Source organism: Streptomyces sp. NPDC031111, assembly GCF_055570675.1.
The window spans coordinates 88,911-113,303 of sequence record NZ_JBVIGS010000021.1 but is presented as its reverse complement, the minus strand read 5'-3'; the positions used below and the strand labels follow the sequence as shown (position 1 = coordinate 113,303).

At 73.1% G+C, this 24,393-nt stretch carries 24 protein-coding genes; 15 read left to right on the top strand and 9 right to left on the bottom strand.

From position 1 onward, the window contains the following. The first annotated feature begins 27 nt into the window (after nt 1-27). The 3 genes from ACZ470_RS33470 to ACZ470_RS33460 all read left to right on the top strand — a co-directional run bounded on the left by ACZ470_RS33470 (nt 28) and on the right by ACZ470_RS33460 (nt 1,787). A complete protein-coding gene (locus tag ACZ470_RS33470) occupies nt 28-570 on the top strand; it encodes a sigma-70 family RNA polymerase sigma factor (protein WP_073933575.1) in 543 nt (180 codons plus the stop codon). Continuing rightward, nucleotides 567-1,385, top strand: a complete 819-nt coding sequence (locus ACZ470_RS33465; protein ID WP_468433378.1) for an anti-sigma factor — start codon at nt 567-569, stop codon at nt 1,383-1,385. The genes ACZ470_RS33470 and ACZ470_RS33465 overlap by 4 nt, the downstream gene beginning before the upstream one ends. Before the next feature lie 126 nt (nt 1,386-1,511). Further along, nucleotides 1,512-1,787: a hypothetical protein gene (locus ACZ470_RS33460; RefSeq protein ID WP_468433376.1), complete on the top strand. Its 276-nt coding sequence runs from the start codon at nt 1,512-1,514 to the stop codon at nt 1,785-1,787. A gap of 201 nt (nt 1,788-1,988) precedes the next feature. Here ACZ470_RS33460 and ACZ470_RS33455 read toward each other — a convergent pair whose 3' ends face one another. Together ACZ470_RS33455 and ACZ470_RS33450 are read right to left on the bottom strand one after the other, a co-directional pair. Then, nucleotides 1,989-2,771 carry an ABC transporter permease gene (locus tag ACZ470_RS33455; RefSeq protein ID WP_468433375.1) on the bottom strand — a complete coding sequence of 261 codons (783 nt, stop codon included), beginning with the start codon at nt 2,769-2,771 and terminating at the stop codon, nt 1,989-1,991. Then, nucleotides 2,768-3,739 carry an ATP-binding cassette domain-containing protein gene (locus ACZ470_RS33450; RefSeq protein WP_468433373.1) on the bottom strand — a complete coding sequence of 324 codons (972 nt, stop codon included), beginning with the start codon at nt 3,737-3,739 and terminating at the stop codon, nt 2,768-2,770. Before ACZ470_RS33450 ends, ACZ470_RS33455 begins: the two co-directional genes overlap by 4 nt. Before the next feature lie 63 nt (nt 3,740-3,802). Between ACZ470_RS33450 and ACZ470_RS33445 the strand changes: the two genes are divergently transcribed. Beyond that, on the top strand, nt 3,803-4,516 hold the full coding sequence (locus ACZ470_RS33445) for a TetR/AcrR family transcriptional regulator C-terminal domain-containing protein (protein ID WP_468433372.1): 714 nt from the start codon (nt 3,803-3,805) through the stop codon (nt 4,514-4,516). Nucleotides 4,517-4,520: 4 nt separating this feature from the next. Here the strand turns inward: ACZ470_RS33445 and ACZ470_RS33440 are convergent, their stop codons facing one another. From ACZ470_RS33440 to hmgA, 3 genes are read right to left on the bottom strand one after another with little or no spacing between them, the layout of a single operon-like run. After that, the gene (locus tag ACZ470_RS33440; RefSeq protein WP_468433370.1) at nt 4,521-5,717 is read right to left on the bottom strand and encodes a type ISP restriction/modification enzyme; all 1,197 of its coding nucleotides are present in this window, start codon (nt 5,715-5,717) and stop codon (nt 4,521-4,523) included. A gap of 25 nt (nt 5,718-5,742) precedes the next feature. Next, the gene (locus tag ACZ470_RS33435; protein ID WP_468433369.1) at nt 5,743-6,492 is read right to left on the bottom strand and encodes a GntR family transcriptional regulator; all 750 of its coding nucleotides are present in this window, start codon (nt 6,490-6,492) and stop codon (nt 5,743-5,745) included. A 27-nt stretch (nt 6,493-6,519) separates the two neighbouring features. Further along, nucleotides 6,520-7,872 carry a homogentisate 1,2-dioxygenase gene (hmgA, locus tag ACZ470_RS33430; RefSeq protein ID WP_468433367.1) on the bottom strand — a complete coding sequence of 451 codons (1,353 nt, stop codon included), beginning with the start codon at nt 7,870-7,872 and terminating at the stop codon, nt 6,520-6,522. A gap of 177 nt (nt 7,873-8,049) precedes the next feature. Between hmgA and ACZ470_RS33425 the strand changes: the two genes are divergently transcribed. From ACZ470_RS33425 to ACZ470_RS33390, 8 genes are all read left to right on the top strand, one after another. After that, complete coding sequence (locus ACZ470_RS33425) at nt 8,050-8,667, top strand: hypothetical protein (RefSeq protein WP_468433365.1); 618 nt, start codon at nt 8,050-8,052, stop codon at nt 8,665-8,667. Further along, nucleotides 8,667-9,284 carry a TetR/AcrR family transcriptional regulator gene (locus ACZ470_RS33420; protein ID WP_468433426.1) on the top strand — a complete coding sequence of 206 codons (618 nt, stop codon included), beginning with the start codon at nt 8,667-8,669 and terminating at the stop codon, nt 9,282-9,284. Before ACZ470_RS33425 ends, ACZ470_RS33420 begins: the two co-directional genes overlap by 1 nt. Nucleotides 9,285-9,399: 115 nt before the next feature. Next, on the top strand, nt 9,400-11,664 hold the full coding sequence (locus ACZ470_RS33415) for a molybdopterin oxidoreductase family protein (RefSeq protein ID WP_468433363.1): 2,265 nt from the start codon (nt 9,400-9,402) through the stop codon (nt 11,662-11,664). Nucleotides 11,665-11,762: 98 nt separating this feature from the next. Continuing rightward, complete coding sequence (locus tag ACZ470_RS33410) at nt 11,763-13,196, top strand: CitMHS family transporter (RefSeq protein ID WP_468433424.1); 1,434 nt, start codon at nt 11,763-11,765, stop codon at nt 13,194-13,196. A gap of 37 nt (nt 13,197-13,233) precedes the next feature. Then, nucleotides 13,234-14,454: an MFS transporter gene (locus ACZ470_RS33405; protein ID WP_468433361.1), complete on the top strand. Its 1,221-nt coding sequence runs from the start codon at nt 13,234-13,236 to the stop codon at nt 14,452-14,454. Nucleotides 14,455-15,153: 699 nt separating this feature from the next. Continuing rightward, entirely contained in the window at nt 15,154-16,494 is a 1,341-nt protein-coding gene (locus ACZ470_RS33400; protein WP_468433360.1) for an ABC transporter ATP-binding protein, read from the top strand. Nucleotides 16,495-16,603: 109 nt separating this feature from the next. After that, the gene (locus ACZ470_RS33395; RefSeq protein WP_468433359.1) at nt 16,604-17,992 is read left to right on the top strand and encodes an aldehyde dehydrogenase family protein; all 1,389 of its coding nucleotides are present in this window, start codon (nt 16,604-16,606) and stop codon (nt 17,990-17,992) included. 16 nt (nt 17,993-18,008) lie between these two features. Beyond that, nucleotides 18,009-19,094, top strand: coding sequence for a Zn-dependent alcohol dehydrogenase (locus ACZ470_RS33390; protein WP_468433358.1), 1,086 nt, complete (start codon nt 18,009-18,011; stop codon nt 19,092-19,094). A 12-nt stretch (nt 19,095-19,106) separates the two neighbouring features. Here the strand turns inward: ACZ470_RS33390 and ACZ470_RS33385 are convergent, their stop codons facing one another. The 3 genes from ACZ470_RS33385 to ACZ470_RS33375 all read right to left on the bottom strand — a co-directional run bounded on the left by ACZ470_RS33385 (nt 19,107) and on the right by ACZ470_RS33375 (nt 21,530). Further along, nucleotides 19,107-20,060, bottom strand: coding sequence for a DMT family transporter (locus ACZ470_RS33385; RefSeq protein ID WP_468433356.1), 954 nt, complete (start codon nt 20,058-20,060; stop codon nt 19,107-19,109). Nucleotides 20,061-20,122: 62 nt separating this feature from the next. Then, nucleotides 20,123-20,833, bottom strand: coding sequence for an ArsR/SmtB family transcription factor (locus ACZ470_RS33380; RefSeq protein WP_468433354.1), 711 nt, complete (start codon nt 20,831-20,833; stop codon nt 20,123-20,125). 55 nt (nt 20,834-20,888) lie between these two features. Then, a complete protein-coding gene (locus tag ACZ470_RS33375) occupies nt 20,889-21,530 on the bottom strand; it encodes a TetR/AcrR family transcriptional regulator (RefSeq protein ID WP_468433352.1) in 642 nt (213 codons plus the stop codon). Between the two features lie 69 nt (nt 21,531-21,599). Here ACZ470_RS33375 and ACZ470_RS33370 point away from each other — a divergent pair, with 69 nt between their 5' ends. From ACZ470_RS33370 to ACZ470_RS33360, 3 genes are all read left to right on the top strand, one after another. After that, a complete protein-coding gene (locus ACZ470_RS33370; RefSeq protein ID WP_468433351.1) occupies nt 21,600-22,751 on the top strand; it encodes an acyl-CoA dehydrogenase family protein in 1,152 nt (383 codons plus the stop codon). 61 nt (nt 22,752-22,812) lie between these two features. Next, nucleotides 22,813-23,100 (top strand): YiaA/YiaB family inner membrane protein, encoded by a 288-nt coding sequence (locus ACZ470_RS33365; protein WP_150153759.1) that lies wholly within the window; start codon nt 22,813-22,815, stop codon nt 23,098-23,100. A gap of 76 nt (nt 23,101-23,176) precedes the next feature. Next, nucleotides 23,177-23,815 carry a TetR family transcriptional regulator gene (locus ACZ470_RS33360; RefSeq protein WP_468433349.1) on the top strand — a complete coding sequence of 213 codons (639 nt, stop codon included), beginning with the start codon at nt 23,177-23,179 and terminating at the stop codon, nt 23,813-23,815. Here the strand turns inward: ACZ470_RS33360 and ACZ470_RS33355 are convergent. Next, nucleotides 23,806-24,267: a MaoC family dehydratase gene (locus tag ACZ470_RS33355; protein ID WP_468433348.1), complete on the bottom strand. Its 462-nt coding sequence runs from the start codon at nt 24,265-24,267 to the stop codon at nt 23,806-23,808. The genes ACZ470_RS33360 and ACZ470_RS33355 overlap by 10 nt on opposite strands. Between the last annotated feature and the right edge of the window lie 126 nt (nt 24,268-24,393).

The following is a 24,393-nucleotide window of genomic DNA, read 5'->3' as shown; positions in this document are numbered from 1 at the left end:
GAAGGGGCCTGGAGAGGGGGATGCGCGTTGGAGGCGGACGAGCTGCTGATGCTGGTGGCCGGAGGTGACCAGAAGGCGTTCGAGGACCTGTACGGGCTGGTCTCCGGGCCGGTGTACGGGCTGGTGCGGCGCGTGGTGCGCGATCCCGCCCAGTCCGAGGAGGTGGCCCAGGAGGTACTGCTCGAACTCTGGCGCTCCGCCGCGCGGTTCGACCCCGGCCGGGGCAGCGCGCTGTCCTGGGTCCTCACCCTCGCCCACCGCCGGGCCGTCGACCGGGTGCGCAGCGCCCGCGCGGCCGGCGAACGCGAGCAGCGCGAGGCCCGGCGCGGCCCCGGTCCCGCCTTCGACCAGGTCGCCGAGGAGGTCGAGGCGGGCCTCGAACGCGAGTGGGTGCGCCGCTGCCTGGACCGCCTCACCGCACTCCAGAGACAGTCCGTCACCCTCGCCTACTACGACGGCTACACCTACCGCGAGGTGGCCGAGCGGCTGTCGCTGCCGCTGGGCACGGTCAAGACCCGTATGCGTGACGGCCTGACCCGCCTGCGCGACTGCCTGGGAGGCGCGGCATGAGCGTGTTCGACCGACTGCCGCGCCGCGGCGATGCGCACTCCCTCGCCGCCCCCTACGCCCTCGACGCCCTGGAACCCGCCGAGCGCGTGCGCTTCGAGAAGCACCTGACGTCCTGCGGCCGTTGCGCCGCCGAGGTGCGCGCCCTCGCCGAGGACGCCGTCCGCCTCGCCTGGTCCACGGCCGCCCCCGCCCCGGCCGCGATGCGGGACCGTGTCCTGGCCGCCGTACGGACCACTCCGCAGGAACCCGCGCCCCAGGAGTCCGCACGCGCGCGAGCCCCGCAACTCCCGCCGCACGTCTGGGGCGCCGCACCGCCGCCGCGCACCCGCGACCGGCGCCGTACGACGCTGTTCGTGCCGTTCGCGACGGCCACCGCCGCCGCGGCGCTCGTCGTCGCCTCGCTCTTCGCCGTCCAGGCGGACCGGACCCAGGACCGGCTGAACGCGGAACGCGACCGGTCACGTGAGATCGCCCACGTTCTCGCCGCCCCGGACGCCCGCGCGAGCAGCGGCCGGGACGCGCGGGGCCGCACCATCGGAGTGATCGCCTCCGTATCGGTCCGCGGCGCGGTCGTCACCCTCGGCGGATACGACGACCCCCCGAACGGACGTGTCCGTCAGCTCTGGCTCATGGGTGCGGACGCGCGACCGCGTTCCCTGGGCCTGTTCGACGGCGACACGCCCCTGGTCGCCTCCGGTCTCGAGTCCGCCGCGACGTCACTCGCCGTGACCGTCGAACCCGCGGGCGGGTCGGAGCAGCCCACCTCCCGGCCCATAGCTCAACTCGCCCTGAAAACGGTCGGATTCGGAGAGTAATCGACGAGTGTTCGTCAACCCCCTTAAGGGGAAGGTGAATCCTGTGACCTCGATACACGAGTGCCCGGATGGGGCGATAGGGTTACCCTGCCCGGGCCGGGTGGACTCGTACGGGTGGGGAGTGACATGGAACAGATAACAGTGCGCAGCAGGGCCAGGGTCCCTGCGATCACCTGCGGTAGCAGCGCGACCAGCTCGCGCCTCGACCGCCATCTCTCGGTCCTCGGGGGACCCGCGGTCCCGCAGCGGGAGACGGCCGAGGCGACGTCGCTGATGCGCGAGCTCATCGCGCGTGACGCCGCGCACGACCGCGGTGCCAGGGGCGCGCGGGCTCGGACGAGCCGCGTCTCGCTCTTCGCCCCGCTGCGTCGACTGCGCCGTTCCCTGTTCGGCAGCCGGTAGCGCCGGCGCCCGGACGGCCCACCACCGTCCCGGCGCGGCGCCCCCGCCCCCGTCCGTCATCCCCGCGGCACGCGGCGGCGCCCCGGCGCCCGATCCGACACCGGCACCTCCCCATGCCGGCGCCCCCGAACCCACCCGGCAGCGCTCCGGGGGCCCAACGGTCGCCTCATTCCTGGCAGGGACCTGACATCCCCGCGGGTCTCAGCCCTTCCCGCGCCCGTACTGCCGTACCGCGAGCGGCACGAACACCGCGAGCAGCACCGCACACCACATCAGCGACCCCGCGACGGGATGCGCCACCGGCCAGGCCGCCCCGTCGGGCACGGGGGCGTTGCCGAACAGGTCCCGCAGCGCCGTCGCCACCGCGCTGATCGGATTCCACTCCGCGACCGTGCGCAGCCCGTCCGGCAGCCCCGCCGTCGGGATGTACGCGCTGGACAGCAGCGGCAGCAGGAACGTCGCCCCGCCCAGCTGGCCGGCCGCCTCCTCGTTCCGGGTGAGCAGTCCGAGGAACATCCCGATCCACACACAGGCGAACCGGAACAGCAGCAACAGGGCGACGGCGCCCACGGCTTCGAGCGCGCTCCCCTCCACCCGCCAGCCCACCGCGAGCCCCACCAGCAGGAACGGCACCGTCCCGGCCGCCGTCACCACGACGTCCGCCGCCGCCTGGCCCAGCGGCACGGCCGCCCGGCTCATCGGCAGCGTGCGGAACCGGTCCGTCACCCCCCGGTGCACGTCCTGCGCCGACTGGAACATGCCGGTCATGACACCGCCCGCCGCCGTCGCCACCAGCAGCCCGGGCACCAGGAAGGACCGGTACTCGGCGCCCGACACGGCGAGCGCGCTGCCGAAGACGTAGCCGAAGAACAGCAGCATGCTGACCGGCATCGTCTGGGTGAGGATCAGCAGCCCCGGGTTGTTCCGCATCCGCCGCAGCTGCCGGCCGAGCATCGCGGTCCCGTCGTACGCCAACGTGCTCACGCGGCACGCTCCTTGTCGTCGGAGGGGGAGAGGGAGTCCGTCCCGGCGGTCAGCCGCAGGAACACGTCGTCGAGGGTCGGGGGCCTGAGGCTCGCGTCCAGCAGCGGCACGCCCGCCGCGTCCAGCGTGCGCACCAGGTGCGGGAGGGTGAGCGTCGGATCCTTGGCGACCGCGCCGACGGCGTTCCGCTCCCGGTCGAGGGACGGCGGCGAGCCCGTGAGCCGGTCGAGCACCCCGGCCGCCGCCGGCAGTGCGCCGGCGTCCGCCACGACCACCTCGACGTGCGTGCCGACCAGCGACTTGAGCTCGGACGGGGAGCCGGTGTGCGCGACCCGGCCGCGGTCCACCACCGCGATGTCGTCGGCCAGTCGGTCCGCCTCCTCCAGGTACTGGGTGGTGAGCAGCACGGTCGTGCCCTCGCCGGTCAGCTCCCGCACCGCGTCCCAGATCAGCGTGCGGCTGGCCGGGTCGAGCCCGGTCGTCGGCTCGTCCAGGAACAGCACCTCGGGCCGCCGGATCAGGCTCGCCGCCAGATCCAGTCGGCGCCTCATGCCGCCCGAGTAGCCGGACGCCGGCCGGTCGGCCGCCTCCGTCAGCCCGAAGCGGTCGAGCAGCTCGGCGGCCCGTCCGGCCGCGCCGTCCACCCGGTGCAGCCGGGCGAACAGCCGCAGGTTCTCCCGGCCCGTGAGGTCGCCGTCGATCGAGGTGTCCTGGCCCGTGACGCCGATCCTGCGGCGTACGGCGGGGGCCTCCCGTACGAGGTCGTGGCCCGCGATCCGCGCGGAGCCCGCGTCCGGCCGCAGCAGCGTGGTCAGCAGCCGGACGGCCGTCGTCTTGCCCGCCCCGTTGGGCCCGAGCACCCCGCACACCGTGCCCCGGGCCACCGCCAGATCCAGCCCGCGCAGGGCACGGACCTGCCCGTACCGCTTCTCCAGACCCTCACTAAGTACAGCGTACGTAGTAGTCATGGGCCAACCCTAGCGCACTACGTACGCCGTACGTAACTACGATGGTGGGCGAGGTGATGACCGATGGCGGGCCGAGCGGCCGAACCCGAAGTGATCTGGGCGCGCCCCGAGCGCACCGGCCGCGGACCGAGGCCGTCGTACACGCGCGCCGACATCGCCGCTGCGGCCGTGCGGATCGCCGACGCGGAGGGCCTGGACGCCGTGACCATGCGGCGCGTCGCCGCCGAACTGGGCTGCGGCACCATGTCGCTGTACAACTACGTCCCCCGCAAGGAGGACCTGTACGAGCTGATGGTGGACGCGGCGGGCGGCGAGCACGAGCTGTGGGAGCCCAGCGGCGACTGGCGCGCCGACATGCTCCGGGCGGCGCACCAGACCCGCGCGCTGATGCACCGCCACCCGTGGCTGCCCCGGCTGATGTCACCGGTCTACGGCTTCAGCCCCAACGCCCTTCGCTACCTCGAACACTGCCTGGCCTGCCTGGACCCGCTCCCCGGGCCCTACGGCACCAAACTGGAGCTGATCGCGATGCTGAACGGCATCGTGACCACGTACGTCAGCAACGAGCTGGCCACCGCCGAACGCACCCGCTCGCTGCCCTGGTCGCAGGAGCGGGAGAACGCCATCCGCATCGCCTATCTGGGCGCCCGGATCGCGACCGGCGCATACCCGCGGATGGCGGCGGCCTTCGCGGAGGACGCCGGGCCGATCGATCTGGAGGCGGTGTTCGAACGGGCGCTCGGCCGGATGCTGGACGGCTTCGACCCCGGCCGCTGACCCTTCAGATCAGGGCCAGCTGCCCCTCCGGCCCCTCCTCGTGGGCGTCGAGCACCGAGGCCGGGCGGCGTGCGGAGGGCGGCACGGGGAGCACGCCCGCCTCCCGCAGCTCGTCCGGTGTGATCGGATCCGGGACCGCCGTGTCCGTCAACGCGGCCCGCTGCGGGCACAGTTCGGCCAGCAGGGCGAGGACGGTGATCAGTTCCAGCAGCTCCGAGGTCCAGGCCTGTGGCCAGCCGGCCGGCCGGATCGCGTCCAGGGTGCCCGGCTCGGCCGGCTCCGTACGGGCCGCGAACCACTGCTCCAGCACCCGTACACCCCCGGCCTCGAAGTCCCAGGCCCCGGGCGGCACCGGGGAGATGCGGCCCTCGTCGAGCAACAGGGCCTCCTCGTCGCGGTCGTAGTCCAGGGTCAGCGGCCGGGAGGGCAGCGGGGCGCGCACATACGGGCGGCGCCCGCCGGGAAGCCTGGGGCGCTCCCCGTCGCGCCGCGACAGCCACAGCATCCGGCGGCCCACCGCCACGCCCCGCTCCCACACGTCGGCGTCCGCGGTGAGCGGCACCGCGAGCCCGGCGGGCGTGGCCCGGGAGGCCGCCATCGTCCAGGCGAGGACGTCCAGCGGCGAGGTGCCCCGGCCGAGCCTGGCGGCGAGGTGGCCGGTCAGTCCGGGTACCAGGTTCGGCTCGGCGGCGCCGGGCCGGCGGTACAGCGGGCGGACGCGGCCGGTGCGCAGCACGGGCAGCAGGGACGTGGCCAGCAGGGGCGGACCGGCGGGGTCCTGGGCGGCGCCCCGCGCCGGGCCGGCCTCGACGACGAAGACCTGCCGCTCGTCCGCCACCCGCCACAGCTCGGGCCGGGCGGCGTCGATCAGCCGGTGGTCGGGGATCAGCCACTGCTCGTCGAACGGGCCGTGCAGGACGCGTACCGGCTCGGGGCACGGGCCCGAGGCGCGGGCCAGCCGCTCGGTGCCGCCGCCCTGCCCCGGCAGCTGTCCGACCGCCGAGTGCGGGGTGCGGGCACGGGTCGGCCGGAACAGGGTCTCGCGGTCCCGTCCCTCGGTCTTGACCAGGGCGTCCCAACGGGCCTTCAGGGACGCCGCGTCGGGTGCCGTCGGCCACCCCCGGCCGAGCCGCGGCGGTGCGACGGACCACGGCATGAGGTCCGCAAGGAGCGGAGCGTCGTCGTGCGTCACGCTGGGCATCGTACGGCGTTCGGGGGCCGGTGGATCAGGTGGCGTCCAGCGTCACCGTGAACGAGAAGCGGTCGCCCCGGTAGTTGATGACGGCCACGTCCAGGGGGCGGCCGGCGCTGTCGTAGGTGACGCCCGTGTAGTGCAGGATCGGGCTGAGCAGCGGGACCTGGAGCAGCCGGGCCGTCTCCGGGTCCGCGAGCCGCGCCTCCACCGTGTCCGTGATGCGGCTGATGTCCGCCCCGACGGCATCGCGCAGCACCTTGGTCATCGGCCATCGCACCAGGTCGTCCAGGTCGATACGGGCGGCCAGTTCGGGGCGGACCCAGTTGCGGGCGTGGTTGGTCGGCTCGCCCGTCTTCTCGTCGCTGCGCAGCCGGTGGTACGCGGCCGCCTCCGACAGGTCCGGGAAGTACTCGGCGATCTCGGCCGGCACCGGCGCCGGACCGTGCTCCAGCAGTTCGGTCGTCATACCGGACTGCTGGGCCACGATCGCGTCCACCGAGCCCAGCAGCCGTACCGGGGCGCCCCGCCGGACATCGGGCTCGATGAACGTGCCGCGCCGGCGGTGGCGGGTGATCAGCCCCTCGTCCTCCAGCTCCTTCAGCGCCTGCCGCATGGTCAGCACGCTCACCCCGTAGTGCCCGGCCAGCTGTTCCTCGGTGGGCAGGCGCAGGGGGTCCTGGGGCGAGCGGCCGAGGATCGAGGCGCGCAACGACTGCGACACCTGATACCAGAGCGGCAACTTACGGTTCAGGACGATCGAGTCCGGGGCGAAGGAGGTCACGGGGCTATCCGTACCGGTCGGGAAGGTTCAGTGCAACGGGCGGAAGTGACGCTCGAGACCCTGCCAGACGTCGTCGTATCCCTGTTGCAGGTGCTCCGCCCGTGCCGCCTGGGGGGTCAGGGACACCGGCCAGCGGGTCTCGAACATGAAGGCAAGGCCGTCGTCGATCTTCTGCGGGCGCAGTTCGGCGGCGCTCGCCTTCTCGAAGGTCTCCCGGTCGGGGCCGTGCGCCGACATCATGTTGTGCAGCGAACCCCCGCCCGGCACGAAGCCCTCCGCCTTCGCGTCGTACGCGCCCTCGATCAGGCCCATGTACTCGCTCATCACGTTCCGGTGGAAGTACGGCGGACGGAAGGTGTCCTCACCGACCAGCCAGCGCGGAGCGAAGACCACGAAGTCCACCCCGGCCAGCCCCGGGGTGTCGCTCGGCGAGGTCAGCACCGTGAAGATCGACGGATCCGGGTGGTCGTACGAGATGGTGCCCATCACATTGAATCGGCGCAGATCGTAGGCGTAGGGCACATGGTTGCCGTGCCAGGCGACGACGTCGAGCGGGGAGTGGTCGTACGTGGCCGACCACAGGTTGCCGCAGAACTTGTTCACCACCTCCACCGGTCCCTCGACGTCCTCGTACGCGGCGACCGGGGCGCGGAAGTCGCGGGCGTTGGCCAGCCCGTTGGCGCCGATCGGGCCGAGGTCGGGGAGCCGGAACGGCGCCCCATAGTTCTCGCACACGTAGCCGCGGGCCGAATCGTCCAGGAGCTCCACACGGAACCGCACCCCACGAGGAATCAGCGCGATGTGTCCCGGCTCCACACGCAGCAGCCCGAACTCCGTGCGCAGCAGCAGCCCGCCGTGCTCGGGGACGATCAGCAGTTCACCGTCGGCGTCGCTGAACACGCGGTCCATCGAGGCGTTGGCGTGGTACAGGTGCACGGCCATCCCGGTGCGCTGGGTGACGTCGCCGTTGCCCCCCAGCGTCCACAGGCCGGCCAGGAAGTCCGTGCCCTCGGCGGGCACCGGCAGCGGGTTCCAGCGCAGTCGGTTGGGGTCCGGCACCGTCTGGGTGAAGGGGGCGGAGCGCAGGGCTCCGTTGCCCGTGCGGGTGAACGCCGGGTGGGCGGCCGACGGACGGATCCGGTACAGCCAGGAGCGGCGGTTCTCCGCGCGGGGCTCCGTGAACGCCGTACCGCTCAGCTGTTCCGCGTACAGCCCGAGCGGTGCGCGTTGCGGTGCGTTGCGGCCCTCGGGCAGGGCGCCCGGGATCGCCTCGGAGCTGTGCTCGTTGCCGAAACCGGTGAGGTGTTCCAGTCCTTCGGCGCTCTTGCGCGCTCCCGCGCGCTCGAACTCGCTCACGCGGGCGGTGCCCCCATCGCTCATGCTCGGTGCTCCCTTGCCATCCGATTCCTATGCACCACCGTAGGATTGCGTTTTCGCGGGCGCAAGGGGGCCACGCGATCTCGGTGCCGTCCTTCGCCCGCCTCGTCTCGGCGGAGGACCCGGAACCCGACTTCAGGGGGATCCGCGAGCTCGTACCGGTGTTCTACGCTCCCCGGCATGTCGTGGACGCGCAGCCTGATCACCGCGCTCGCGGTCTGTGTCGTACTCCTGACCGGAACCGCGGGCTGCGGTCCGAGCGATACCCGGGGGCGGGACGGGGTGTCGCCCTCACCCGTCGGCGAACTCATCGACGAGCGGGACGAGGAGGGCCGCCCCTACCGCGAAGTGGACGAGGAGGGTGCCCCCGAGGTCGGCGTCGAGGTCACGCCCGACACCGACGGCGGCTGGGACGTGCGACTGACCGTGCGCAACTTCCGTTTCTCGCCGGACGGCACCGGTGAGCGCGCCGTGGCCGGACGCGGCCTGGCGCACCTCGAACTGAACGGCCGCCGCGTCGCCCTGCTGCGCACCCCCGAGTACCACCTCCCCGGCCACTCCGTCCCGCGCGGCACGCACCAGGTCACCGTCCGCCTGTACGCCGACGACGGCTCGGTGTGGGCCGTGGACGGCGAGCCCGTGGAGAGCACGGCCGACATCACGGTGTCGGACCAGGAGCCGAGCCCCGACCCCAGCGTCGAGCCGATCACCACGGCACCCCCGGAACAGGCGCGCGGAACGGACGGGCGGGACCAAAGCGGAGGGCGAGGTTCACCGGGCGGAGCCGAGCAGGCATGATGAAACCCGTGCCCCACGCGACATCGCTCCGCCGAGCGCCGGTGCAGCGGCGCAGCGCCGAACGGCTGGCCAGGATCCTCGACGCCTGCGCCGACCTCCTCGACGAGGTCGGCTACGACGACCTCAGCACCCGTGCCGTCGCCGAGCGCGCCGGTGTGCCCATCGGCTCCGTCTACCGCTTCTTCGGCAACAAGCGCCAGATGGCCGACGCCCTGGCCCAGCGCAACCTGGAACGCTTCTCGGAGCGGGTGACCGAACGGCTCAGGGCCACCGGCGACCGGGGCTGGCGGCACGCCATGGACGTCGTGCTCGACGAGTACCTCGACATGAAGCGCACCGCGCCCGGCTTCTCGCTCGTCGACTTCGGCAACCAGATCCCCGTCGGCACCCGCCGCGCCGAACCCAACCACCGGGTCGCCGACCGGCTCACCGGCCTGCTCTCCGGTTATCTGGGCCGCGAGGCCGACGACGACCTGCGCCGCGCCTTCCTGGTCGCCGTCGAGACCGCCGACGCCCTGGTCCACCTGGCGTTCCGGATGGCGCCCGGGGGCGACGAGAAGGTGATCGGCGAACTGCGCGAGATGCTGCGGGCGTACCTGGCCCGGACGCTGGACTGAGCCGCCTCCCCGCGTCGCTGTGACCCCTCGGAACGAGCGACCCCTCCCCTCCATGCGTACCGGTCGGTATGCTCGGCCCGTCCGTGCGTCACCCCCGCCGTACCCGGGAGGTCCCGTGTCCCGCACCGCCCTTCGAATCTGCCCCCTGTGCGAGGCCACCTGCGGCCTGACCCTCACCATCGACGACGGCAGGGTCACCGGCGCCCGCGGCGACCGGGACGACGTGTTCAGCAAGGGCTTCATCTGCCCCAAGGGCGCCGCCTTCGGGGCCGTCGACTCCGACCCCGACCGGCTGCGCACCCCGCTCGTCCGCGTCGACGGCGAACTGCGCGAGGCCACCTGGGAAGAGGCGTTCGACGCCGTGGCCGCCGGGATACGGCCCGTCGTCGAGCGGTACGGACCGCACGCCGTCGGCGTCGTCCTGGGCAACCCCAACGTCCACACCATGGCCGGCGCCCTCTACCCGCCCGTACTGATCGCCGGGCTCGGCACCCGCAGCCTGTTCACCGCCTCCACCGTCGACCAGATGCCCAAGCACGTCTCCAGCGGACTGCTCTTCGGCGACGCCAACGCGATCCCCGTGCCCGACCTCGACCGCACCGACCATCTGCTGCTCATCGGCGCCAACCCGCTGGAGTCCAACGGCAGTCTGTGCACCGCGCCCGACTTCCCCGGCCGCCTCAAGGCCCTGAAGGCCCGCGGCGGCACCCTCACCGTCGTCGACCCGCGCCGCACCCGCACCGCCCGCCTCGCCGACCGGCACCTCGCCGTCCGCCCCGGCACCGACGCGCTGCTGCTCGCGGCCATGGCGCACGTCCTCTTCGACGAGGGCCTGGTCGACCTGGGGGAGCGGGCGCCGCACATCCAGGGCGCGGACGAACTCGCCGCCGCGCTCAAGGACTTCACCCCCGAAGCCGTGGCCCCCGCCTGCGACGTCGACGCCGCCACCATCCGCGCCCTCGCCCGGGAACTCGCCGCCGCCCCCACCGCCGCCGTCTACGGCCGCATCGGCAGCTGCACCGTCCCGCACGGCACCCTCGCCAGCTGGCTCGTCGACGTGCTCAACGTCCTCACCGGCAACCTCGACCGCCCCGGCGGCGCCCTCTTCCCCCAGGCCGCCACCGACAAGACCCCGCGTCCCGCCGGGCCCGGCCGCGGATTCGCCCTCGGGCGCTGGCACTCCCGGGTGCGCCGGCACCCCGAGGCCAAGGGTGAACTGCCGCTGTCCGCCCTCGCCGAGGAGATCGACACCGTCACCGACGAGGGCGAGCCGGTCCGCGCCCTCGTCGTCGTCGCCGCCAACCCGGTGCTCTCCGCCCCGGACGGCGAGCGGCTCGACAAGGCACTCGACTCGCTCGGCTTCATGGTGAGCGTCGATCCGTACCTCAACGAGACCTCACGGCACGCCGACGTCGTCCTGCCGCCGCCCCCGCCCGCGCAGAGCCCCCACCACGACTTCGCCTTCAACACCCTCGCCGTGCGCAACCAGGTCCGCTACACCCGCCCCGCCGTCCCCCTGGAGCCCGGCCGCATGGCCGAGACCGAGATCCTCGCCCGGCTCGTCCTCGCCGCGACCGGCATGCACGGCGCCGACCCCGCCGCGGTGGACGCCCTGGTGATCGACCAGACCCTCGGCAAGGCGGTCACCGACCCGCACTCCCCGGTCCACGGCCGCGACCCGAGGGAACTGGCCGGCCTGCTCACCGGCGCGAACGGCCCCGAACGGCGCCTGGACATGATGCTGCGCCTCGGCCCGTACGGCGACGGCTTCGGCGCCGCCCCGGACGGGCTCACCCTGGAGAAGCTGCTCGCCCACCCGCACGGCATCGACCTCGGCCCCCTGCGCCCGAGGCTGCCCCAGCCGCTGAAGACCCGCAGCGGAAAAGTGGAGTTGCTGCCGGAGCCCATCGCCGCCGACCTCCCGCGGCTGCGCGCCGCCCTGGACGAGCGCCCCGCCGGACTCGTCCTCGTCGGCCGCCGCCATCTGCGCTCCAACAACAGCTGGATGCACAATGTGCCGGCACTCACCGGCGGCTCCAACCGCTGCACCCTCCACCTCCACCCCGAGGACGCCCAACGCCTCGGCGTCCGGGACGGGGAACCGGTGCGGATCAAGGGCGCCGGGGGAGAGGTGACCGCGCCCGCCGAGATCACCGACGGGGTGCGCCGGGGCGTAGTGAGCCTGCCGCACGGCTGGGGCCACGACCGGCCCGGCACCCGCACCCGGCACGCCGCCGTCGACCCCGGGGCCAACGTCAACCAGCTCCTCGACGGCAGCCTCCTCGACCCGCTGTCGGGCAACGCCGTCCTCAACGGGGTGCCCGTCGAGGTGGCCCCGCTGACCGCCGCCGTGACCGAAACGTTCCGGGCGCTGACCTGAGCAAAGCTGTGACCTGGGGTTTTGCGCTTATTGCTCGCACGTCAACGTCTTGTTAACGCAGCTTGGCGGCACCTAACGTCGTCGCACCGCCGGCCCTGGTGGGATGTTCAAGGGCGAACGTTAGGTATCCACTCATGCTGACCATCCTCGGCTTCGTCATGATCGCGACCTTCCTGGTCCTGATCATGCTGAAGAAGATGTCGCCGATCGCGGCGCTCGTGCTGATTCCCGCGCTCTTCTGCGTGTTCGTCGGCAAGGGCGCCCACCTCGGTGACTACGTCATCGACGGCGTGTCCAGCCTCGCCCCCACCGCGGCGATGCTCATGTTCGCGATCGTCTACTTCGGTGTGATGATCGACGTCGGACTCTTCGACCCGATCGTCCGCGGCATCCTCCGGTTCTGCAAGGCCGACCCGATGCGCATCGTCGTCGGCACCGCGCTGCTCGCCGCGATCGTGTCCCTGGACGGCGACGGCTCCACCACCTTCATGATCACCGTCTCGGCGATGTACCCGCTGTACAAGCGCCTGAAGATGAGCCTGGTCGTGATGACCGGCGTCGCCGCCATGGCCAACGGCGTGATGAACACCCTCCCCTGGGGCGGCCCGACCGCCCGCGCCGCCACAGCGCTGAAGCTCGACGCCGGCGACATCTTCGTCCCGATGATCCCGGCCCTGCTGGTCGGGCTGCTGGGCGTCGTCGTCCTCGCGTACGTGCTCGGTCTGCGCGAGCGCAGGCGGCTGGGCGTGCTGACGCTGGACGAGGCGCTGGTGAAGGAGGAGGAGAAGGAGACGGAGACCGTGCTGGTCGGCGCGGGCTCCGGCAGCGGGGGCACCCGCCCGGCCGGCGGCTCCGGCGCCGGCACGGACGCCGACGCCGAGGACGACGACTTCCAGGGCCTCGACCCGAACCGCCCCACCCTGCGCCCCAAGCTGTACTGGTTCAACGCGCTGCTCACGGTCGGCCTGCTCACCGCCATGATCATGGAGCTGCTGCCGATCCCGGTGCTGTTCCTGCTCGGCGCCGCCCTCGCGCTCTCCGTCAACTTCCCGCACATCCCCGACCAGAAGGCCCGTCTCGCGGCCCACGCCGACAACGTCCTCAACGTCTCGGGCATGGTCTTCGCCGCCGCCGTCTTCACCGGCGTCCTCCAGGGCACCGGCATGGTCGACCACATGGCCAAGTGGATGGTGGACGTCATCCCCGAGGGCATGGGCCCGCACATGGCCCTGGTCACCGGCCTGCTGAGCCTGCCGCTGACCTACTTCATGTCGAACGACGGCTTCTACTTCGGTGTCCTGCCCGTCCTCGCCGAAGCCGGCGCCGCGCACGGGGTCTCCCCGCTGGAGATGGCCCGCGCCTCCCTCGTCGGCCAGCCGCTGCACATGTCCAGCCCGCTCGTCCCCGCGGTGTACGTCCTGGTCGGCATGGCGAAGGTCGAGTTCGGCGACCACACGCGCTTCGTGGTGAAGTGGGCCGCCATGATCTGCCTGGTGATCCTCGCGGCCGGAATCCTGTTCGGCATCATCTGAGCCCGGTACCCGGCCCTCTGTCGGAAAGGACCCGATCATGACGCCCGGTGGGAACCGCGGCTGGCTGCTCCGCCTCGTCATCGCCTTCGGCTTCGCGCAGGGCGCGGTGTCGATGGCCCGGCCCGCCGTCTCCTACCGGGCGCTGGCACTCGGCGCGGACGAGCGGGCGATCGGTGTGATCGCGGGCGTGTACGCACTGCTGCCGCTGTTCGCCGCCGTACCGCTCGGCCGGCGCACCGACCACGGCCGCTGCGCGCCCCTGCTGCCGGTCGGCGTGGTGCTCATCTCCGGCGGCTGCGCGCTGAGCGGCCTCGCCGGCTCGCTGTGGACGATGGCCCTGTGGAGCGGGGTCATGGGCCTCGGCCACCTCTGCTTCGTCATCGGCGCGCAGTCGCTCGTCGCCCGCCAGTCCGCGCCGCGCGAACAGGACCGCAACTTCGGCCACTTCACCATCGGCGCCTCGCTGGGGCAGCTGGTCGGCCCGATCGCGGCGGGCGCGCTGATCGGCCCCGACATGGCCCGCACCAGCGCGTTCGCCCTGCTGGCGGCGGGAGCGGGCGGAGCGGTCGCGCTCACCTCGCTGTGGCGCATAGAACGACCCGGCGCCCCGACCTCCCGTAAGGAACAGGGCCGGCGGGTGCCGGTGCGCGGCATCCTGCGCGCCCGGGGCGTCCCCGCGGGCATCCTCATCAGCCTGGCCGTGCTGTCCGCGACCGACATCCTCACCGCCTACCTCCCGGTGGTCGGCGAGCACCGGGGCATCGACCCGACCGTCATCGGCCTGCTGCTCAGCCTCCGCGCGGCGGCGACGATCGCCTGCCGGCTGGTGCTCACGCCCCTACTGCGGCTGCTCGGCCGTACGACGCTGCTGACGGTGACCTGTCTGCTGGCGGCGCTGCTGTGCGCGGGCGTCGCGCTGCCCCTTCCGGTCTGGGCGCTGGCGCTGCTCCTGGCCGTCCTCGGCTTTTGCCTCGGCGTGGGCCAGCCGCTGTCGATGACGACGGTCGTACAGGCCGCCCCCGCCGACGCCCGCTCCACCGCCCTCGCCCTGCGCCTCACCGGCAACCGCCTGGGCCAGGTAGCCGCCCCCGCGGCAGCGGGCCTGATCGCGGGCATCGCAGGCGTGGCGGCCCCGTTCATCATGCTCGGCGCCCTGCTCCTCCTCTCCTCAGGCATCGCCCTACGCACCCCACCCGCCCCCACCCAAAACCCCCAGTCCCCCCAAAAGACCACCCCCCGCCCCCGCACAAATCACTAGCGAGCGCCCACCCCGCCCAGGGGCGCGGGGAACGGCGCGCCAAGCCCCACACGACCGGCACTCACCCACCGGCGGCCACGCCGCTCAGGGGCGCGGGGAACGGCGCGCCAAGCCCCATACGACCGGCACGCACCCACCGGCGGCCACGCCGCTCAGGGGCGCGGGGAACGGCGCGCCAAGCCCCACACGACCGGCACGCACCCACCGGCGCCCACCCCCTCAGGGGCGCGGGGAACGGCGCGCCAAGCCCCGCACGACCGGCACTCACCCACCGGCGGCCACGCCGCTCAGGGGCGCGGGGAACGGCGCGCCAAGCCCCACACGACCGGCACGCACCCACCGGCGCCCACGCCGCCCAGGGGCGCGGGGAACGGCGCGCCAAGCCCCACAGGACCGGCATTCACCCACCGGCGGCCACGCCGCTCAGGGGCGCGGGGAACTGCGCGCCAAGCCCCACACGACCCGCACGCACCCCACCGGCCACGCCCCCCAAGCTCCATGCAAAAGACCGCCCCGCAGGGGCGAATCCGGGCGTCCGCTTTCTCACGAAGCGGACGCCCCCGCCCAGTTCCCGCCCAGCATCTTCCCCCGGCTGCCTACTTTCCGTTAGCTTCCGTGACTCACACGTCCCGTACGACCCGCACGGGGCGTTCCGAACGCGGAGCACCAGCGCCCTGACACGCCCCCGGGGGCACCCTCATGACACGCGCCATCTCCCTGCACGACGTGAGCAAGGCATACACGCGAGGCATCCGCGTGGTGGACCGGCTGTCGCTGGACATCGCGCCCGGCGAGTTCCTCGTCCTGCTCGGCCCCTCCGGCTGCGGCAAGTCCACCGTGCTGCGGATGATCGCCGGGCTGGAGGACATCGACGAGGGCCGGCTGTTCCTCGACGGCGAGTACGGCAACGAACTGCCCCCCTCCGACCGGGACATGGCGATGGTGTTCCAGAACTTCGCCCTGTACCCGAGCATGACCAGCCGGGACAACATCGGCTTCCCGCTCCGCATCGAGGCCCCCGGCACCGACCCGGCCCCGCGCGTCGACGCCACCGCCCGCATGCTCGGCATCGAGGACCTCCTCGACCGCTTCCCCGCCCAGCTCTCCGGAGGAGAACGCCAGCGCGTCGCCATGGGCCGGGCCATCGCCCGCCACCCCTCCGCCTTCCTGATGGACGAGCCGCTGTCCAACCTCGACGCCAAGCTCCGCAACCGACTGCGCGCCGAGATCTCCCAGCTCACCCGGGAGTTGGGCGTCACCACCGTCTACGTCACCCACGACCAGTCCGAGGCCATGTCGCTCGGCGACCGCGTCGCCGTACTGCGCGGCGGCGTCCTCCAGCAGGTCGGGACCCCGCGCACGGTGTACGCGCTGCCGAGCAATGTCTTCGTCGCCGCGTTCATCGGCACCCCGCGCATCAATCTGCTGCGCGGTCTGGTGCGCGCCCCGCTCGACGGGGCGATGACCATCAGCCTGGGCAAGCAGTTCCTGCGGCTGCCCGAACCCCTGTCCCTGGACCACCAGTTGCTGCGGGTGCAGCAGGGCCGCGAGGTCATCGTGGGCCTGCGCTCGGAGGCCGTACGGATCGCCAAGCCGTCCGCCGCCCGGACCGGCGAGGTGGCGCTCACCGGTCTCGTGGAGCACCTGGAGTTCCAGGGCCACGAGGTCCTCGTGCACTTCAACACCGGCTCCCGCCCCGCCGTCGTGCCCGATCTCGAGGCGCCGCGTCCGGTGCCCGGCCGTCCGGCCCGGCGCCGCCGCCGCGAGGGCTCGGTCCTGGGGCGGCTGCGGGAGCGGGCCGGCGCGCTGCGGGCGGGGCCCGTGGGGGCGTCGGACGAGCCCGAGCGGCCGGACCCGGTGCCCGTCTCCGCCGAGCCGTGCGTGCCCGGTGACCTCATCGTCCGCACCACGCCCGACATCCGACTCCGGCACGGCATGCAGGTACCCCTCCTGGTCGACCTCGCCCACCTCTTCGTCTTCGACCAGAACGGCGAACGGATCTGCCCCAACCCGGCGCGACTGCCGGACCTGGACGAGTGACCTCGTAGACGCGGGAGACCTCTGGCGCGGAAAAACTAACATCGCTAGTTTAGGAGCTCGCACGATACTGAGCGGTCGGACACCGACGCCCCGCCCCGGAGGAAGCGCGATGAAGGCATACGACGGCATGTACATCGACGGCGCCTGGCGCCCCGCCGCCGGACCGGATGTGATCGAGGTGGTGAACCCGGCCGACGAGCAGGTGATCGCCACCGTCCCCGCCGGCACCGTGGAGGACGTCGACGCCGCCGTGCGCGCCGCCCGCGCCGCCCTCCCCGCCTGGGCCGCCACCCCGCCCGCCGAGCGCGCCGCCCGCCTGGCCGCGCTCCGGGACGTGCTCGTGGCCCGGCAGGACGAGATCGCCGAGACGGTGACCGCCGAACTCGGCTCGCCCCTGAAGCTCTCGGGGGCCGTGCACGCGGGCGTACCGATCGCCGTGGCGGGTTCCTACGCCGAGCTGGCGGCGACGTACTCCTTCGAGGAGCGGACGGGCAACTCGACGGTCCTCCACGAGCCCGTCGGAGTGGTCGGGGCGATCACCCCCTGGAACTACCCGCTCCACCAGATCGTCGCCAAGACCGCCCCCGCGCTCGCGGCCGGCTGCACCATCGTCGTCAAGCCCGCCGAGGACACCCCGCTGGTCGCCCGGCTGTTCGCGGAGGCCGTGCACGAGGCCGGTATCCCGGCGGGCGTGTTCAACCTCGTCACCGGCCTCGGCCCGGTCGCCGGGCAGGCCCTCGCCGAGCACCCGGGCGTCGACCTGGTCTCCTTCACCGGCTCCACGGCCGTAGGCCGCCGGATCGGCGCGATCGCCTCGGGCATGGTGAAGAAGGTCGCCCTGGAGCTCGGGGGCAAGTCCGCCAACGTGATCCTGCCGAGCGCCGACCTGGCCCGCGCGGTCAACGTCGGCGTCGCCAACGTCATGTCCAACTCCGGCCAGACGTGCAGCGCCTGGACCCGCATGCTGGTCCACCGGGACCAGTACGACGAGGCCGTGGAGCTCGCCGCGTCCGCCGCCGCGAAGTACGCCGACCGCATCGGCCCGCTCGTCAACGCCAGGCAGCGGGAACGCGTGCGCGGGTACATCGAGAAGGGTGTCGCCGAGGGCGCCCGGCTGGTCGCGGGCGGCCCCGACTCCCCGCACGAGAAGGGCTACCACGTCAGCCCCACGGTCTTCGCCGACGTCACCCCGGAGATGACCGTCGCCCAGGAGGAGATCTTCGGGCCTGTCCTGTCGGTCCTGCGCTACGCGGACGAGGAGGACGCCCTGCGCATCGCCAACGGCACCGTCTACGGCCTGGCGGGCGCCGTCTGGGCCGGTGACGAGGCGGAGGCGGTGGCCTTCGCCCGCCGCATGGAGACCGGCCAGGTCGACATCAACGGCGGCCGCTTCAACCCCCTCGCGCCCTTCGGCGGTTACAAGCAGTCGGGCGTCGGCCGCGAACTCGGCGCCCACGGCCTCACCGAGTACCTCCAGACCAAGTCCCTCCAGTTCTAGGGGAGTCGTATCCGCCATGGCCGTACGTGCCGCCGTTCTGCCCGCCGTCGACGCCCCGCTGGAGATCACCGGGATCGACCTGCCCGAGCCCGGCCCCGGACGGGTCCGCGTCCGGCTCGCCGCCGCCGGGGTCTGCCACTCCGACCTGTCCCTGTCCAACGGAACCATGCGCCTGCCGGTCCCGGCCGTCCTCGGCCACGAGGGCGCCGGCACGGTCGTCGCCGTCGGCGAGGGCGTCACCCATGTCGCGCCCGGTGACGGTGTGGTCCTCAACTGGGCCCCGTCCTGCGGCGCCTGCCCGGCCTGCGCACGCGGCGAGGTCTGGCTGTGCGCCAACGCGCTGGCCGGCGCCGCCGAAGTGCACGCCCGCCGCACCGACGACGGAACCGACCTGTACCCCGGGCTGAACGTCGCCGCGTTCGCCGAGGAGACGGTGGTGTCCGCGTCCTGCGTGCTGCCCGCCCCGGACGGCGTCCCGCTCACCGACGCCGCCCTCCTGGGCTGCGCGGTGCTCACCGGCTACGGCGCCGTCCACCACTCGGCCGGGGTGCGACCGGGCGAGCGGGTCGCCGTGTTCGGCGTCGGGGGAGTGGGCCTCGCCGCCCTCCAGGCGGCCCGTGTCGCGGGCGCGTCCACGATCGTCGCAGTGGATGTCTCCCCGGAGAAGGAGGAGCTCGCGCGGTCGGCGGGCGCCACCGACTACCTCGTCGCCTCGGACACCACCGCCCGGCAGATCCGCGCCCTCACCGGCAAGGAGGGCGTGGACGTGTCCGTCGAGTGCGTCGGCCGCGCGACCACCATCCGCACGGCCTGGGAATCCACCCGGCGGGGCGGACGCACCACGGTCGTCGGCATCGGCGGCAAGGACCAGCAGGTCACCTTCAACGCCCTGGAGATCTTCCACTGGGGCCGGACCCTCACCGGCTGCGTCTACGGCAACTCCGACCCCGCCCGCGACCTGCCGGTCCTCGCCGAGCACATCAAGGCCGGCCGCCTGGACCCGGGCGCCCTGGTGACCGAACGCATCACCCTGGACGACATCCCGGCCGCCTTCGACAACATGCTGGCAGGCAAGGGCGGACGGGCACTGGTGGTCTTCTGACGGGGAGACCCCCTAGCGCGGCTCGCGGGCGGCCTCCTCCCGGGGAACCGGGGCCTCGGCCGCCCGCGCCGCCGCCCGCGACCGCGACCGGGACACCGCCACACCCGCGAGACACAGCGCGCCGCCCACCAGCGTGAGCGGGCCCGGCACCTCGCCGAGCGCCAGCCACGACATCAGCACGACCAGCGCGGGTACGGCGTACGTCGTCGCGCCCATCCGGCCTGCGGTCGTACGGGCCAGGGCGTAGGCCCAGGTGGTGAAGGCCAGGGCGGTCGGGAAGACGCCCAGATAGACCATGTTGAGCGTGGCGGAGACGGGCGCGTCGGCGGCCTCCCCCACGAGCTGCCCGGCGAACGGCAGACAGCCCACCGCCCCCACCAGGCACCCGTACGTCGTCACCTGGAGCGGGCTCGCCACGCCCAGCGCCGGCTTCTGCGCGATCACCCCGGCCGCGTAGGCCACGGCCGCCAGCAGGCACAGCACCACGCCGAGCACCGAGGACCCGCCCTCGCCGGACATCGACAGCCCCACGGTCACCGCACCGGCGAACGAAACGGCCATCCCCGCCAGCAGCCGGGGCGGCATCGAGTCCCCGAGCAGACGGGCGCCGAGCAGGGCGATCAGGATCGGCCCGATGTTCACCACCAGCGCCGCCGTACCGGCGTCGACCTGCTGCTCGCCCCAGTTGAGGGCCACCATGTAGAACCCGAACCAGAGCACCCCCGATATCAGGATCCCCCGCCAGGCCGGCCGGGGCGGCAGCCCCTCCCGGCGCAGCAGACAGATCGCCCCCAGCGTCAGAGCCCCGGCCAGCAGCCGGCCGAGCGCGAGCGCCCCCGGCGAGTACGCGGCCCCCGCACTGCGGATGGACACGAAGGCGGAGGCCCACAGCACGACGGTGACCGCAGCCGCGCAGGCCGCGAGCACCTCCGGGCGGAGGGCGGGACGCGAGGAGACGTTCATCATGCTCCCGAGGCTAGGAGAGGGTACGAGTGGGAAGCTCGCGGATTTCGGACGGCGGCCCGCGGTCAGCGGAGGGCCTCCGTGTCGATCCCGAGGAGCTCGGACAGCGCGCGTTCGCCGGCCTCGGTCACCTTCACCGCCCGTTCGGAGCCGATGCGCACGCACCACCCCGTGTCCAGGGCGTGCCGGCACAGGGCCGCGCCCGCCACTCCGGCGAGGTGGGGGCGGCGTTCCGTCCAGTCCAGGCAGGCCCGGGCCAGCGGCCGGCGTCCGCGGCGGTCCAGGTCGATGCCCGCCGCGCCGAACCAGCGCAGGCCCGCGTCGGTGAGCGCGAACCCGGTGTCCTGGAGCAGCAGACCTCGTGCGGTGAGGGCGTCCGTGACGGCGATGCCCAGCCGCCCGGCGAGATGGTCGTAGCAGGTGCGTCCGCGCGCCATGGCCGACCCGGCACCCGACTGCCGCAGCGTGCGCGGGCGTTCGGCGGCACCGGGAGCCACCTGCGCCGCCAGGTCCTCCACCAGCTGTGCGACCCCGGTGCCGGCCAGCCGCACGTACCGGTGCCGCCCCTGCCGCTCCTCGGTCAGCAGCCCGCCCGCCACCAGCTTGCCCAGGTGCTCGCTCAGCGTGGACGCGGCGACCCCGGAGTGCCGGGCCAGCTCACCCGCCGTCCAGGCCCGCCCGTCCAGCAGCGCGAGCAGACACGCCGCCCGCGTCTCGTCGGCGACCAGCGCGGCGAACCGGGCGAGACCGGCCGCCCGGGGGTCTTTGGAGGTCATGCCCTCCAGCATGCGGTACGGACGGTTCGGCGCTCACCGAAGTGTCGTGCGACCGCTACGCCCCGCCCCGTACCCGCTCGTACTGGAGCGCCAGCCCGTCCAGCAGCGCCGTCAGCCCCGCCTCGAAGGCCCGCTCGTCGATCTTCTCCTGCTGCTCGGCGAGCAGATGGGCCTGCCCGAGGTGGGGGTAGTCGGCGGGATCGTAGGCGCCGGCGTCGTCCACGAAGCCGCCCGCGAAGGAGCCGAGCGCGGAGCCCATGATGAAGTACCGCATCAGCGCGCCGATGGACGTGGCCTGCGCGGGCGGCCAGCCCGCCTCGACCATCGCGCCGTAGACCGCGTCGGCGAGCCGCAGCGCCGCCGGGCGGCGGCCCGGGCCGCGGGCCAGGACGGGAACGATGTTCGGGTGGTCGCGCAGCGCGGCCCGGTAGGAGACCGCCCAGTCGTGGAGCGCGGTCCGCCACTCCCGGCCGTCCTCGAACATCGACAGGTCGACCAGCGCGCTCACCGAGTCGGCCACCGCCTCCAGGATCTCGTCCTTGGTCCGGAAGTGGTTGTAGAGCGAGGGCCCGCTCACCCCGAGTTCCGCGGCGAGCCGGCGCGTGGAGACGGCCGCGAGACCCTCCGCGTCCACCAGCGCGCGGGCCGTACCGACGATCCGGTCGGTGCTGAGCAAGGGCTTGCGCGGTCGGGCCATGGCGCACATAGTAGGGCTGCGCCTGTAAACTAGCAGTGCTAATTTAAATCTCACATGGGGTGACTCGGTATGAACCTGGAGCTCAGCGAGGAGCAGGAGGCCGTCCGCCGGCTGGCCCGGGACTTCGTGGAGCGCGAGGTCGTGCCCCACGCCACCGCCTGGGACCGCGCCGAGGAGGTCGACCGCGGCATCGTGAAGAAGCTCGGCGAGGTCGGCTTCCTCGGGCTGACCGTCGACGAGGAGTACGGCGGCAGCGGCGGCGACCATCTCGCGTACTGCCTGGTCACCGAGGAACTGGGCCGCGGCGACTCCTCCGTGCGCGGCATCGTCTCCGTCTCCCTCGGCCTGGTCGCCAAGACCGTCGCCGCCTGGGGCAGCGAGGAGCAGAAGCGCGCCTGGCTGCCGGGGCTCACCTCCGGGGAGTACGTCGGCTGCTTCGGCCTCACCGAACCGGGCACCGGCTCCGACGCCGGCAACCTCACCACGCGCGCGGTCCGCGACGGCGACGACTACGTCGTCAACGGCACCAAGATGTTCATCACCAACGGCACCTGGGCCGACGTCGTGCTGCTCTTCGCCCGCTCCACCGACGCCCCCGGCCACAAGGGCGTCTCCGCCTTCCTCGTCCCCACCGACACCCCCGGACTGACCCGCCGCACCGTGCACGGCAAGCTCGGCCTGCGCGGCCAGGCCACCGCCGAGCTGGTGCTCGAGGACGTGCGTGTGCCCGCCTCCGCGATGCTGGGCGAGGAGGGCAAGGGCTTCTCGGTCGCCATGTCCGCCCTCGCCAAGGGCCGGATGTCGGTCGCGGCCGGCTGTGTCGGCATAGCCCAGGCCGCCCTGGACGCGGCCGTGCGGTACGCGGGGGAGCGGGAGCAGTTCGGGAAGCCCATCGCCCGTCACCAGCTCGTCCAGGAGCTGATCAGCGACATCGCCGTGGACGTAGACGCGGCCCGGCTGCTCACCTGGCGGGTCGCCGATCTGATCGACCGCGGCCGGCCCTTCGCCGTCGAGTCCTCCAAGGCCAAGCTCTTCGCCTCGGAGGCGGCCGTCCGCGCCGCCAACAACGCCCTCCAGGTCTTCGGCGGCTACGGCTACATCGACGAATACCCGGCCGGCAAGCTCCTGCGCGACGCCCGTGTCATGACCCTCTACGAGGGCACCAGCCAGATCCAGAAACTCGTCATCGGCCGTGCGCTGACCGGGGTTTCGGCGTTCTGAGTACGCCTTCTGAGTATCCGAGCGGATGTGGCGGCGGCCACATCCGCCGATTCTTGTCCCCATGAGCGACACACCGGTCAAGCAGCAGAGCACGGCCGCCTTCTACGGCCAGGCCGTCGCGTCCTTCGGGGTGGCCCTGGGCGCCACCGCGGTCGGTATCTTCAACCTGGAGACCGACGCCTGGGTCCGTGCCTTCCTCGGCATCGCGGTCCTGTACCTGGTCACCTCCGCCTTCACCCTGGCCAAGGTCATCCGCGACCGCCAGGAGGCCGGGCAGATCGTCAACCGGGTCGACCAGGCCCGCCTGGAGAAGCTCCTCGCCGAGCACGACCCGCTCCAGAAGCTCTGATCATCGGGAGGGCGCGCTAAGCGCCCGCTCACCCTTGCCGGTATGGTGTTACCCCTGCCAGCGAATGAGGTGAGCGATGAGTACGGCGGAGGAGACGGCCGGCGGTGAGGCGCAGCCGTGGGGTGAGGTCACGCCCGACGCGGCCCGACGGCTGCTGCTCGCCGCCGTGGAGGCGTTCGCGGAGCGCGGCTACCACGCCACGACGACCCGCGACATCGCCGGCCGCGCCGGCATGAGCCCGGCAGCGCTCTACATCCACTACAAGACCAAGGAAGAGCTGCTCCACCGCATCAGCAGGATCGGCCACGAGAAAGCGGTGGAGATCCTGCGCACGGCGGCCCGCGCCGAGGGCAGCCCCACCGAGCGGCTCGCCGACGCGGTCAGCTCCTTCGTCCGCTGGCACGCGGGCGGCCGGACCACCGCCAGGGTCGTGCAGTACGAACTCGACTCGCTCGGTCCCGAGGCCCGCGCTGAGATCCTCGGACTGCGCCGGCAGGTCGACGCCGAGGTGCGCGGGATCATCGAGGAGGGCGTGCGCTCCGGCGAGTTCGACGTGATCGACGTGCGGGGCACCACCCTCGCCGTGCTCTCCCTCTGCATCGACGTGGCCCGCTGGTTCAACGTCGACGGGCCCCGCACCCCCGAGGAGGTCGGCGCGCTCTACGCCGACCTCGTGCTCAGGATGGTCGGGGCGACCGGGTCCGCTCAGAGGTAGTAGCGGGCCACCGACTCGGCCACGCACACCGGCTTGTCGCCGCCCTCGCGCTCCACGGTGAAGGCCGTGGCCACCTGGACGCCGCCCGGCACCTCGTCGACCGCGGTGACCGTGGCGGTGGCGCGCACCCGCGAGCCGACCGGGACCGGGGCGGGGAAGCGGACCTTGTTGGTGCCGTAGTTGACGCCCATCTTCACGCCCTCGACGGAGATCAGCTGCGGGCCGAACAGCGGCAGCAGCGACAGCGTGAGGTAGCCGTGCGCGATGGTCGTCCCGAACGGTCCCGCCGCGGCCTTCTCCGGGTCCACGTGGATCCACTGGTGGTCGCCGGTGGCCTCGGCGAACAGGTCGATCCGCTTCTGGTCGACCTCCAGCCAGTCGGTGTACCCCAGCTGCTCGCCCACCGCCGCCTTCAGGTCGTCGACGGATGTGAAGATCCTCGGCTCTGCCATGTCCCGGCCTCTCGCGTCACGTAGGCGCAGCGCATCCGTCTGCGCATGTCTAAGCAACTGCTTAGCATGGTGGGCCGGGCGGCCCCTGTCAACGGAACCGCCCGCCGGACGGGTGGGTAGGGTTCG

What these genes read in the sequence shown, in the direction of transcription:
- ACZ470_RS33450 (WP_468433373.1), bottom strand. Translation starts at nt 3,739, where the DNA reads ATGACTACTACGTACGCTGTACTTAGTGAGGGTCTGGAGAAGCGGTAC.
- ACZ470_RS33370 (WP_468433351.1), top strand. Translation starts at nt 21,600, where the DNA reads ATGAACCTGGAGCTCAGCGAGGAGCAGGAGGCCGTCCGCCGGCTGGCC.
- ACZ470_RS33465 (WP_468433378.1), top strand. Translation starts at nt 567, where the DNA reads ATGAGCGTGTTCGACCGACTGCCGCGCCGCGGCGATGCGCACTCCCTC.
- ACZ470_RS33445 (WP_468433372.1), top strand. Translation starts at nt 3,803, where the DNA reads ATGGCGGGCCGAGCGGCCGAACCCGAAGTGATCTGGGCGCGCCCCGAG.
- ACZ470_RS33405 (WP_468433361.1), top strand. Translation starts at nt 13,234, where the DNA reads ATGACGCCCGGTGGGAACCGCGGCTGGCTGCTCCGCCTCGTCATCGCC.
- ACZ470_RS33390 (WP_468433358.1), top strand. Translation starts at nt 18,009, where the DNA reads ATGGCCGTACGTGCCGCCGTTCTGCCCGCCGTCGACGCCCCGCTGGAG.
- ACZ470_RS33365 (WP_150153759.1), top strand. Translation starts at nt 22,813, where the DNA reads ATGAGCGACACACCGGTCAAGCAGCAGAGCACGGCCGCCTTCTACGGC.
- hmgA (WP_468433367.1), bottom strand. Translation starts at nt 7,872, where the DNA reads ATGAGCGATGGGGGCACCGCCCGCGTGAGCGAGTTCGAGCGCGCGGGA.
- ACZ470_RS33440 (WP_468433370.1), bottom strand. Translation starts at nt 5,717, where the DNA reads ATGCCCAGCGTGACGCACGACGACGCTCCGCTCCTTGCGGACCTCATG.
- ACZ470_RS33360 (WP_468433349.1), top strand. Translation starts at nt 23,177, where the DNA reads ATGAGTACGGCGGAGGAGACGGCCGGCGGTGAGGCGCAGCCGTGGGGT.
- ACZ470_RS33380 (WP_468433354.1), bottom strand. Translation starts at nt 20,833, where the DNA reads ATGACCTCCAAAGACCCCCGGGCGGCCGGTCTCGCCCGGTTCGCCGCG.
- ACZ470_RS33375 (WP_468433352.1), bottom strand. Translation starts at nt 21,530, where the DNA reads ATGGCCCGACCGCGCAAGCCCTTGCTCAGCACCGACCGGATCGTCGGT.
- ACZ470_RS33460 (WP_468433376.1), top strand. Translation starts at nt 1,512, where the DNA reads ATGGAACAGATAACAGTGCGCAGCAGGGCCAGGGTCCCTGCGATCACC.
- ACZ470_RS33385 (WP_468433356.1), bottom strand. Translation starts at nt 20,060, where the DNA reads ATGATGAACGTCTCCTCGCGTCCCGCCCTCCGCCCGGAGGTGCTCGCG.
- ACZ470_RS33395 (WP_468433359.1), top strand. Translation starts at nt 16,604, where the DNA reads ATGAAGGCATACGACGGCATGTACATCGACGGCGCCTGGCGCCCCGCC.
- ACZ470_RS33355 (WP_468433348.1), bottom strand. Translation starts at nt 24,267, where the DNA reads ATGGCAGAGCCGAGGATCTTCACATCCGTCGACGACCTGAAGGCGGCG.
- ACZ470_RS33425 (WP_468433365.1), top strand. Translation starts at nt 8,050, where the DNA reads ATGTCGTGGACGCGCAGCCTGATCACCGCGCTCGCGGTCTGTGTCGTA.
- ACZ470_RS33420 (WP_468433426.1), top strand. Translation starts at nt 8,667, where the DNA reads ATGAAACCCGTGCCCCACGCGACATCGCTCCGCCGAGCGCCGGTGCAG.
- ACZ470_RS33400 (WP_468433360.1), top strand. Translation starts at nt 15,154, where the DNA reads ATGACACGCGCCATCTCCCTGCACGACGTGAGCAAGGCATACACGCGA.